Origin of the sequence: Kitasatospora sp. NPDC127060, assembly GCF_042724935.1 — a bacterium.
GTDB lineage: Bacteria > Actinomycetota > Actinomycetes > Streptomycetales > Streptomycetaceae > Kitasatospora.
The window spans coordinates 75,348-86,225 of record NZ_JBHXEG010000031.1; the positions used below are offsets into that span (position 1 = coordinate 75,348).

General features: G+C 75.3%; 8 protein-coding genes. 3 read left to right on the forward strand and 5 right to left on the reverse strand.

The features are described 5' to 3' along the window. Positions 1-90 precede the first annotated feature (90 nt). The 3 genes from ACFWIS_RS19165 to ACFWIS_RS19175 all read right to left on the reverse strand — a co-directional run bounded on the left by ACFWIS_RS19165 (position 91) and on the right by ACFWIS_RS19175 (position 3,790). Positions 91-1,476, reverse strand: coding sequence for a DUF4419 domain-containing protein (locus tag ACFWIS_RS19165; RefSeq protein ID WP_380454873.1), 1,386 nt, complete (start codon positions 1,474-1,476; stop codon positions 91-93). Continuing rightward, positions 1,473-2,573, reverse strand: coding sequence for a DUF4419 domain-containing protein (locus tag ACFWIS_RS19170; protein ID WP_380454872.1), 1,101 nt, complete (start codon positions 2,571-2,573; stop codon positions 1,473-1,475). Before ACFWIS_RS19170 ends, ACFWIS_RS19165 begins: the two co-directional genes overlap by 4 nt. A 131-nt stretch (positions 2,574-2,704) precedes the next feature. Beyond that, positions 2,705-3,790, reverse strand: a complete 1,086-nt coding sequence (locus ACFWIS_RS19175; protein ID WP_380454871.1) for a prephenate dehydrogenase — start codon at positions 3,788-3,790, stop codon at positions 2,705-2,707. A 401-nt stretch (positions 3,791-4,191) separates the two neighbouring features. Here ACFWIS_RS19175 and ACFWIS_RS19180 point away from each other — a divergent pair, with 401 nt between their 5' ends. Genes ACFWIS_RS19180 through ACFWIS_RS19190 form a run of 3 tightly spaced genes read left to right on the forward strand, consistent with a single transcriptional unit; the run spans position 4,192 to position 8,462 of the window. Then, complete coding sequence (locus tag ACFWIS_RS19180; protein WP_380454869.1) at positions 4,192-6,495, forward strand: DUF4139 domain-containing protein; 2,304 nt, start codon at positions 4,192-4,194, stop codon at positions 6,493-6,495. A 3-nt stretch (positions 6,496-6,498) separates the two neighbouring features. Then, complete coding sequence (locus ACFWIS_RS19185) at positions 6,499-8,046, forward strand: mucoidy inhibitor MuiA family protein (RefSeq protein ID WP_380454867.1); 1,548 nt, start codon at positions 6,499-6,501, stop codon at positions 8,044-8,046. Positions 8,047-8,099: 53 nt separating this feature from the next. Continuing rightward, the gene (locus ACFWIS_RS19190) at positions 8,100-8,462 is read left to right on the forward strand and encodes a DUF952 domain-containing protein (RefSeq protein WP_380454865.1); all 363 of its coding nucleotides are present in this window, start codon (positions 8,100-8,102) and stop codon (positions 8,460-8,462) included. A 27-nt stretch (positions 8,463-8,489) separates the two neighbouring features. Here the strand turns inward: ACFWIS_RS19190 and ACFWIS_RS19195 are convergent, their stop codons facing one another. Both ACFWIS_RS19195 and ACFWIS_RS19200 read right to left on the reverse strand, forming a co-directional pair. Beyond that, positions 8,490-9,497, reverse strand: a complete 1,008-nt coding sequence (locus tag ACFWIS_RS19195) for a helix-turn-helix domain-containing protein (protein WP_380454863.1) — start codon at positions 9,495-9,497, stop codon at positions 8,490-8,492. Positions 9,498-9,723: 226 nt separating this feature from the next. After that, positions 9,724-10,878: pseudouridine synthase (locus tag ACFWIS_RS19200; RefSeq protein ID WP_380523917.1), on the reverse strand; the 1,155-nt coding region annotated here is incomplete at its 5' end.

Consider the following 10,878-nt stretch of genomic DNA (forward strand, 5'->3'; position numbering starts at 1 on the left):
TCCCTCAAGGTTAATGGACCGGCGCCGGACCCCGCCCCGGCCGGGTCACCACCCCCTCCACACCCGTCCCGGGCCCGCCGCCGTGCCGATTCACCACCCCATCCCCGGCAGGACGTCCGCCAGCTCGGGCCCGGGCCCGGGCTCGCATCCGACGACGCCGTCGCGCGGGTTCAGGATCCCCACGTACCACGGGCCGTCGGCGTCGAGCCGTGTGACGCAGCCGATCCCGAAGCGGATCAGGGCGATCGGCCGCCCCAGCTCCGCCCCGTTCAACCCGTCCACGGCAAGGATCCCGTCGGTGCCGAGCAGCCGGGCGCCCGCCGACCCGCTCACCTCCCGCACCCGCTCGATCGTCCACCCCTCCGGCAGCTGGGCCGCCGCCAGCGCCGCCTGCTCGGCGGCCGGGTCCACCGGCTGCCGCTCCACCTCCAGCACCGCGTTCCCGAGCCGGGGCCGTACGTACTCGCCGTCCCGTTCGATCCCGAGCACCCCGCCGAGGAAGGCCATCGACCGTACCCCGCCCGGTGTCTCCCACTGGAAGGGCACCTTGGAGACGTGCGACGGGAACGCGTTCTCGGTGAACCGCGCCCGCCCGTCCCGCCAGCGGAAGTCCGTCCGCGGCTCCGGCCCGGAGAGCTTCTGGGTGTGGGCGAAGAAGGCGGTGATCCAGCCGGAGACGAAGTCCCCGCCGGACTCCGACTCCCGCTTGTACAGCGAGCGCCAGAACTCCTGGTCCACCGGCCCACCGGCCGCCGTGGCCGCGATCTCCGCCAGCACCGGCCGCAGCCCGGCGAACCACGGGCCCAGCGGCTCGAACCACTCCGCCAGCTCGCCGACCCGCCGCGCCAGCAGCGCCCAGTCCTCGGCGGTGCCCTCCAGCCGGATCCTCGGGATGCCGCACAGCGTGACCCAGAGGAACTCGTAGTACGGGCTGACCACGTCCATCAGCGCGACCAGCACCGAGGACACGTCGTCCGGCGTCGTGGTCGAGAACGAGGGCCGGAACAGCTCCACCAGCTCCGGCCCGATCTCCTTCGCCAGCGGCTCCCGGACCAACCGGATCGACCGCGCCCAGTCCGCGTCGACGCTCAGCAGGCTGTCGTCCCTGACCTCGATGGTCCGCTTCGCACCGGGGGTGGCGCCGAACAGGCCCTCGTACCGCTCCGCGTCCAGTCGTACGTGCACCGCGACCTCGTGCACCACCGCGTACCAGAGCACGTCCGGCGACAGGCTGAGCGGCAGGTGCTCCGCGAAGGCGAGGTGCGCGGCACGCAGCAGCAGGCTCCAGGTCGGCTCCGCCTCCCCCACCCGCGTCGCGTAGTGCTCCGGGGAGACCAGCAGCGTCCCCGTGCTGCGGTGCAGCAGCGCGAACTCACCGCCGACCACCGCCGCCAGGAAACCGTCGTTCCCGACGACCTCCAGCTCCGCCGCGTCGCCCGGCGCCCGCCCGTCGCCGAGCGCAACCTCGATGATCACCGCACCTCCAGTACCGCGTGCCCCAGCCGGGGTCGCAGGAACTCCCCGTCCCGTTCGATCCCGAGCACCCCGCCGACGAAGATCATCGACCGCTCGACGCCCAGACGATCCCACACGAAGGGCACCGTGGACAGGTGCGAGGGGAAGTCGTTCACCGCGAAGGCGTCCCGGTGGTACGAGGTGCCGGCCGCCTCCCGCCAGTCGAAGGTCTGCCGCAGCCGGGGCCCGTCCGGGGACTGGGTGTGGGCGAAGAAGGCGGTGAGCCAGCCGGTCACCAGCGGCCCGCCGGAGACCGACTCCCACTTGTACAGCGAGCGCCAGAAGCCCTCGTCGACCGGCCCGCCCGCCGCCGTGGCCGCGATCTCCGCCAGCACCGGCCGCAGCCCGGCGAACCACGGCGCCAGCCAGTCGAAGCGCTCCGCCAGCGCGGCCACCCGGGCCGCCAGCAGCGCCCAGTCCTCCGCCGTACCCTCCAACCGGACCCTCGGGATGCCGCAGCGGGTCTCCCAGCGGAAGTCGTAGTACGGGCTGACCACGTCCATCAGCGCGACCAGCACCGAGGACACGTCGTCCGGCGCCGTGGTCGAGAACGAGGGCCGGAACAGCTCCACCAGCTCCTCCCCCAGCACCGCCGCCAGCGGCTCCCGGACCAGCCGCACCGACCGCGCCCAGTCCGCGCCCGGGCTCGTACCGTCCGGCCCCGCCAGCGTGTCGTCCCGGACGACGAGCGCCCGTGACCGGTCCGCCGCGCCGAACAGCGCCCGGTAGCGCGGCGGGTACATCCGTACGTGCACCGCGACCTCGTGCACCACCGCGTACCAGAGCACGTCCGGCGACAGGCTGAGCGGCAGGTGCTCCGCGAAGGCCGCGTGGGCGGCGCGCAGCAGCAGGCTGCAGGTCGGCTCGGGCTCGACGGACTCCGGCTCTGCGAACTCCGGCGGCGTGGGCCGGGGCCGCTCCACCATCGCCGCCACGCTGCGGTGGTGGACGGCGAACTCCCCGCCCACCACCGCCCGCAGGAACCGCTCGTTCCCGAGGTCCACCGGCTCCCCGGCGAACCTGTGCCGGGTGTCCCCCAGCGGCAACTCGATGATCACGCCCGCCCCCTCAGCAACTGGCCACCACCCGGACACCACCCGGCCCGCCGCCCGACCGCCTCACCCCGACCCCGACCCCGACCCCGACCCCGACCCCGACCCCGGCCACGGCCACGGCCACCCGACGGGTGTCAGTCCCGAACGCTCCACCCGCTCGCGCGCAGCGTCGCCGTGAGCCGCTTGACGGCCATCGGCGCCACCGACAGTTGGACGAAGCCGACCTGCTGCCCGTCCGAGTGCTCGATCAGGACGTCCTCGATGTTCACCCCGGCCTCGCCGACCTCGCCGAACAGCCGGCCCAGCTCGCCCGGCTGGTCGCCGAGCACCACCGCGACGGTCTCGTAGCGGGTGGGCGGGGCGCCGTGCTTGCCGGGGATGCGGGCCTGCCCGGTGTTGCCGCGCCGCATCACCGCCTCGATGCCCTCGGCGCCGGTGCGGCGGGCGCCCTCCTCCCCGGCCGCCAGGGCGCGCAGCGCGCTGACGGTCTCGCCGAGATCGCCGGCGACCGCCTCCAGCACGTCGGCGACCGCGCCCGCGTTGGCGGACAGGATGTCGACCCACATCCCGGGGTTGGAGGCGGCAATCCGGGTCACGTCGCGCACGCCCTGGCCGGAGAGCCTTATGGCCGTCTCGTCGGCGTGCTCCAGCCGGGCCGCGACCAGCGAGGAGACCAGCTGCGGGGCGTGCGAGACCAGGGCCACCGCCCGGTCGTGCGCGTCCGCGTCCATCACGATCGGCACCGCGCCGCACAGCGCGACCAGCTCCAGCGCCGCGTTGAGGGTGTCGGTGTCGGTGTCGGCGGTCGGGGTGAGCACCCAGGGACGGCCCTCGAACAGGTCGGCGCGGGCGGCCAGCGGCCCGGAGCGCTCGCGGCCGGCCATGGGGTGACTACCGATGTAGTGAACGGTGTCCAGGCCGAGCGCGGCGATCTCGCTGCCCGGACCGGACTTCACACTGGCCACATCGGTGTACCAGTGCGCCAGGTTGCGGCGCTGGCAGTCCGCCAGCACCTTGCCGACCAGCGCCGGCGGGACGGCGATGATCGCCAGGTCCACCGGGCCCTCGGCCGGTTCGGTGATGCCCGCGCCGAGCGACTCGGCGGTGCGGGCGGCGTCCGGGTCCGCGTCCTCCAGATGGACGGTCAGCCCGCGGGCGGCCAGGGCCAGGGCTGCGGAGGTGCCGATCAGTCCGGTGCCGACGACGACGGCAGTGCGCATGGCGGGTGGCTCTCCTCGATCACGGTTCTCGACTGGACGGTTTGTCACTGGCGGTTCTCAACAGGTGCCGGTGTCACGACAGGAACCGGGGTCGACCGGGAGCACCCGGGCCCCATCCTCCCACCCGACGGCCCCCGAAAACCCCCGACCCCGACAACCCCGCCGACAACCTTCGTCCCCGGCAACCCCGCCCACAACCCCCGGCACCCCCTGCCGCGACAACCCCCGCGCCCGGCAACCCCCGCCCCGGCAACCGCGGCACCCCGCACCCCCGTCCCACACCGTGCACACGCCGTGCCCCGGGAAATCCGGCGACGCCCGGCCCCGAGCGGGGCAGACTGGCCGCCCAGGGGGCGGCGGGGCGAGCCGCGACACACCGGACGCGAACGAAGGGGTTGCGCATGGACCATCAGCGGGATGACCAGCGGGACGCACAGCACAGCAGCCAGACCGGCCCGTCGGAACCCTCGGCCGCACCGACGCACCCGGCCGCACCGACGCACCCGGCCGTACCGGCCCATCCGTCCGTCCTGGACTCCGTCGTGGTGTACGCCGAGGGCGCGGTGTGCCGTCGCCGGGCCACCGTCCCCGTCCCGCCCGACGGACGGCTGCGGCTGACCGGCCTGCCCAGCTCACTGCACGCCGATTCGCTGCGTGCCCGGGTGCTCACCGGCCCGGCCGGTACCGCCGTCGTCGAGGCCCGCCTCGAAACCCTCGCCGAACTCCACGAACCCGGCGAACTCCCGCTACTGAGGCGCGAGTTGGACGAGGCCATGGAGCGCCAGGGGGCGCTGAACGAGCGCCACCGGCTGGTCCAGGCCGCGATCGCCGAGACCGCCGCACTGCGCGCCGCCCCGCCCCAGCGCCGCCCCGCCGAACCGCTGCGCCGCACCCCGGCCGAGGCCTGGCTGGAGCTCGCCGACTTCGTCGACGAGCGGTTGGCCGGCCTCCAGGAACGCGCCGAGCGGCTCACCCGGGAGATCGAACTCGCCGACCACGAGCGCCAGTTGGCCGCCGACCGGCTGGACCGGGCATCCACCGCCGAGCGGACCGAACCCGTCCGGGCCGCCGACACCGTCCTGCTCACCCTGACCACCGCGCCCGACACCGACGCCGCCCTCTCCGGCGCTCCCGAACCCGAAGCCGCTCCCGAACCCCAACTGGTCGAGCTGGAGCTGGAGTACGGCGTCCCCACCGCCCGCTGGGTGCCCACCTACCGCCTCAGCCACCGCACCGGCGAGTCCACCGCCCACCTGGTCCTGCGCGCCGCTGTCGCCCAGCACACCGGCGAGGACTGGACGGGCGTCCGGCTCGCCCTCTCCACCGCCGACCTGGAGCGTCGCACCGACCTGCCCAGACTCGCCTCGCTGCGGATCGGCCGAAGCCAGCCCGCCCCGCCGCCCTCCGGCTGGCGCGAACCCCCGGTCGGCCTGTCCGACCTCTTCACCGGCTACGACGCGGCCGCTGCCGACCGCCCGACCCCCCGCCGCCCCGTCACCCGCGGCCCGGTCGCCCCGAGCCCGGCCCCGCGCCCGGTCCCGCCCCTCGCCGCCAAGCCCACCCGCCGCCGCGGGGGCCGCCCCGCCGGCCCGGGCGCCGAGTTCCTCGCGGACGAGGCCGCACCCGCCGGCGGCGGCTCCCTCGGCGTCCCGGAGCCCGCCCCCGCACCCCCGCCGCCCGGCTTCGCCGGCTACGGCGCCCCACCCGCGCTCAGCGCCCCCGCGCCCCAGGCCCCGGGCGGTGCCCCCGTGCCCCGGGCCCCGGGAGGCGCCCCCGGCCCGCAGGCCTTCGGCGGTGCCCCGCCCCAGGAGTCCCGCCGCGCCCGCCGCCGCAGCGCCGCCCGGCCCCCGGCCACCGGCGCCACCCCGGAGGCCGTCCTGCTCGACTACCCCGGCCTCCGGCTGGCCGGCCCCGACGACTCCTCCGGCCGCCGCGGCACGCTGCGCCCCGACCCGGCCCGGGTCGAGCGCGACGAGCTGGAGCGGTTCCTGCCCGGCGGCCACGACGGCATCCACCTGGCCCAGCTCGCCCTCCCCCGCCACGCCGTCCCGCCCCGCGAGTCGGCCGGCTCCTTCGACCACCGCTTCGACGCCGCGGCCCGCGCCGACATCCCGTCCGACGGCACCTGGCACACCGTCACGGTGGACGGCATCCCGCTCTCCGTCCGCCCCGAGTACGTCACCGTCCCCGCCGTCGAGCCGAAGGTGTACGCGACCCTGGTGCTCGTCAACCGCACCGACCGCGCCGTGCTGGCCGGCCCGGTGGAGGTCACCGTGGACGACGAGTTCCTGCTCACCGCCGCCCTGCCGACCCTCGCCCCGGGCGGCACCAGGAGCCTGGGCATCGGCGTCACCGAGAGCGTCGAGGTGGCGCGCCGCACCGAGCTGCACGAGTCCGCCACCGGCATGCTGAAGGGCAACAGCACCGTCCTCGACCACCGGGTGCACGTCCAGCTGGCCAACCGGCTCGGCCGCGCCGTCACGGTCGAGGTCCGCGAGCGCGTGCCGGTCGCCTCGGACGCCGAGATCCGGATCGAGGAACGCGCCGACTGGCGGGCCCCGGCCGTCCCGACCCCGGAGTGCCCGGCCGGCACCCGGCTCTGGCGGGTCGAACTGCCGCCGGGCGGCCGCACCGAGCTGGAGGGCGGCTACCAGATCAAGATCCCGGCCGGAAAGGCCATCGTGGGCGGAAACCGGAGGAACTGACAGATGACCGAAGAGACCGTTCCCCTCCCCGTCACCGCCGTCACCTGCCTGGAGGACCGCGCCCAGGTCGAGCGCTCGGTGACGGTCGAGCTCACCGGGGGCGTCCAGCGGCTGCGGCTGGGCCCGCTCACCGCGCTGGCCGTGGACCGCACCCTGCGCGCCGAGGCCGCCGACCCCGGCATCCGGGTGCTGGAGGCCCGGCTGGTGCGCACCTGGTCCCCGCGCGCCCCGCTGCCGCCCGGCCCGGCGGACTCCGCGCTGCGCCACCGGCTGCACGGGTTGGAGGCCGAGTCGCGGCTGGCGGAGCAGACCCGCGCCCGGCTGGAGGCCCGGCTCGCCCTGCTCGCCCAGCTGACCGCGGACCTGCTGCGCGAGATCGGCGAGGGCGCCGGCGTCGGCGAGATCGAGCGCACCCGCTGGGCCCGCGAGCTGGACCGCGTGGACGCCGAGCGCGAGCGCTACGGCGAGGAGCTGCGCACCACCCACTCCCGGCTGCGCCGCCTGGACCAGGAGCGCTCCCAGGCCCTGCTGGCCCTGGACGCGGCCGAGGAGGAGCCCGCCGAGCTGCAAGCCCACCTGGAGCTCACCGTGGAGGCCGAGCGCCCCGGCCCGGCCGGGCTGACCGTCCACCACCTGGTGCCCTGCGCCCTGTGGCGCCCCTCCTACCGCGCCGCCCTGGACGCCGGCAGCCTGCGCCTGGAGTCGGAGGCGGTGGTCTGGCAGCGCACCGGAGAGGACTGGACCGGCGCCCGGCTGACCTTCTCCACCGCCCGCTCCGCCCTCGCCACCGACCCGCCCGCGCTCACCGAGGACGTCCTGTCCCTGCGCGAGCGCACCGACGAGGAGCGCCGCACGGTCGAGGTCGAGCTGCGCGAGGAGGAGGTCACCACCCTCGGCCCGGGCGCCGCCGTCCCCGGCCTGGACGACGGCGGCGAGGTCCGGGTGCTGTCCGCCCCCGCCCCGGCCTCCGTCCCCTCCGACGGCCGGGCGCACCGGGTCCCGCTGGGTGCCTTCACCGTCCCGGCGGGCAGCGAGTACGCCTGCGCCCCGGAGCTGTCCCCGCTGGTCACCCAGGTGGTCCGGTTCCGCAACGCGGCCGGGCACCCGCTGCTGGCCGGACCGGTCGAGCTGGTGCGCGGCAGCGGCTTCACCGGCCGCGGCGCGCTGCGCTTCACCGCCGCCGGCGCCGACGCCGAGCTGTCCTTCGGCAGCACGGACGACTACCGGGTTGTCCGGGAGACGGACGAGCGCCGGAGCAGCGCCGCGCTGAGCGGCCGCCAGACCACCACCCGCACCGTCCGGCTGCACCTGTCCCGCTTCTCCGGCCCGGAGGAGCACGACGAGCAGCTGGTCACGGTGCGCGAACGGGTACCGGTCTCCGAGGTGGCCGCGGTCGAGGTGCGGCTGCGCAAGGAGGAGTGCTCCCCGGCGCCGGACTCCCTCGACGCCGAGGGCATCGTCCGCTGGGACGTCCCGCTCGGCCCGGGCGCCCGCCGCAGCCTCACCCTGGTGTACGAGGTCTCCGCCGCCGCCAAGGTGGCCGGGCTGTGACCGGGAGGTCTCGTGACGACCGTTCGGAACCGGAAAGCGGGTACAAAAGGAACATGATCCTCCATCTCGCACCCTTGGACGACTGGCTGGCCGACCCCGGCCGCCCGTACGCCACCGCGTCGCTGCTCACCGACGGGTTCATCCACTGCTCGGCGGACGAGCAGACGGCGCTCGCGGTGGCCAACGCCTTCTACGCCGACACCCCGGACCCGCTGATGGTGCTGCTGATCGAGGAGGCACTGGTGGAGCCGATGGTGAAGTGGGAGGCCGCGCACGGCGCCCCACCGCCGGGGGCCACCCCGGGCGTCCTGTTCCCGCACATCTACGGACGGCTGAACCGCTCCGCCGTGCTCGGCCTGGAGAAGGTCGAGCGCGGCCCGGACGGCCGCTGGGCCTCCCTCAGCCCCTGGAGCTGAGCTCCTCCGAGGGGTCTCCGACAGGCCCTACAGCCACCCCCGCTCCCGGGCCGCCATCCCGGCCTGGAAGCGGGTGGTGGCGCCCAGCGAACGCATCAGGGCCTGCAGCCGCCGCTGGGTGGTCCGGGCGCTCCAGCCCAGCGAGCGGGCGATCGACTCGTCGGTCAGCCCGGCGGCCAGCAGGCCGAGCAACTTGCGGTGGTCGGCGTCCGGCTCCGGTGAGGCGTCCCCGGTGCCGATCGCGGCCTGGAGCTGCACGGCGCGTTCCCACTCCGCCTCGAACAGGGTGTCCAGCGCCTGCAGCAGTGCCGAGGGGTGGATCACGTAGGCCGCGTCCAGCACGCTGTCGCCGACGCTGATCGGGATGATCGCCATCCGGTCGTCCGAGATGATCATCTTCATCGGCAGGGTCGGCCGCACCCGGGCCTCCTCCCCGTCCGCGACGCCGACCAGGATGTTCCTCTCCAGCCGGCCGGGCCAGGCCACCGCCTCCCGGTCGTAGACGGTCCGGAACCGCAGCCCCTCCCGCAGCCGCCGCCGCTGCAGCGGCATCACCGCCACCGGGTCCTGGATGTACGGCGGGCGGTCGAAGCCGCGGACCTGGTACTGGCTGGTCCCGGTGATGTGCTCCAGCCGCTGGGCGATCGCCTCGCCGCCGGTCAGCACCTCCACCGAGTGCGCCGGGTCGGTGTAGCGCGAGGCCTCCCGGAAGGCGTCCATCAGCCGGTGCATCTCGGCCCGGGCGCTGCGCAGTTCGGACTCCCGGTGGCCGATCAGGGTCCCTATCGCCACGTCCGGGGCGACCGGCAGGTAGCGCTCCCGGTCCACCGGCGCCCGGGTGGCCATCCCCTGCTGCGCCAACCGGTCCAGCGCGCGCACGCTCTGCTGGAGCGTCAGGCCGCAGCTCTCGGCCAGCTCCTCCGCGGTGGACTGCGGACTGGCGACCAGCGCCGCGTACACCTGTCCGTCCGGCTCGGCCAGTCCCAACGGGCCGAGCGCGAGTCCGGCGGACCGCCCCAGTGCTGCATCGGACACGACGCCGTCTCCCCCTGTTCGCCCCGGAACACCCCTCCGGCGCCGGTGCTGGCGCGGTCCCGCCATGCGGCGGGGCGGTGGTCCGGTGGCCATCCTCGGCCACGGATCATGGCGCTGACAAGGCCGTGACCAGCGGTTGCGTCCCGGCTCACACACACGTCGGAGGGTCCCCCGCCACCACGGGCGGGGGACCCTCCGACGAACAACCGGTGAAGAAGCCGGGCTCTTACAGGCCGACCTCGTTCATCAGCTGGCCGACCTCCGGGTTGGTGAGCCGGCGCAGCCAGCCCGACTTCTGGTCGCCGAGCGCGATCGGGCCGAAGTGGGTGCGCACCAGCTTCTCCACCGGGAAGCCGACCTCGGACAGCATCCGGCGGACGATGTGCTTGCGACCCTCGTGCAGGGTCACCTCGACCAGGTAGTTCTTGCCGACGTTGGAGATCACCTTGAAGCTGTCGGCGCGCGCGTAGCCGTCCTCCAGCTCCACGCCCTGGGCCAGTCGCTTGCCCAGGTCACGCGGGATCGGGCCCTGGATGGCGGCCAGGTAGGTCTTGGTCACGCCGTACTTGGGGTGGGTGAGGCGGTGGGCCAGCTCACCGTGGTTGGTGAGCAGGATGATGCCCTCGGTCTCGGTGTCCAGCCGGCCGACGTGGAACAGCCGGGTCTCCCGGTTGGTCACGTAGTCGCCCAGGCACTGGCGCCCGTCCGGGTCCTCCATGGTGGAGACCACGCCGGCCGGCTTGTTGAGCGCGAAGAACAGGTAGGACTGGGTGGCGACGGTCAGGCCGTCCACCTTGATCTCGTCCTTCTCCGGGTCGACCCGCTTGCCCTGCTCGGTGACCTGCTTGCCGTTGACCGAGACCCGACCCTGCTCGATCAGCTCCTCGCAGGCGCGCCGGCTGCCGATGCCGGCCCGGGCCAGCACCTTCTGCAGGCGCTCGCCCTCGGGCTCGCCGAAGGTCTTCGGCAGCTTGACGGCCGGCTTGTCGTGCCGGGCCAGTACGGCGTCCTCGATCCGGGCCTGCAGCTCGCGCGAGCGCTGCGGCTGACGGCGCGGGTCGCCCGGGGCACCCTGGCCCTCCCGGCGCGGGCGCGGGGCCGGGCCGGGGCGACGGCCGGCGAAGCCACCGCGGGCGGGGGTGGCGTTGGGGCCGCCGCCGAACTCGGGGCGGTCGTACTTGCGCTCCTCGGGCCGCAGCGGGCGGTCCGGGAAGCGACGGTCGTCACGCCGGTCGTCCCGGCGCCCGCCGTCCCGCCCGTACGAGCCACCGCGCGAACCCGAGCCGGAACCCGAGCCACCGCCGTACGAGCCACCGCGCGAACCCGAGCCGGAACCCGAGCCGCCACCGTACGAACCACCGCGCGAACCCGAGCCGGAACC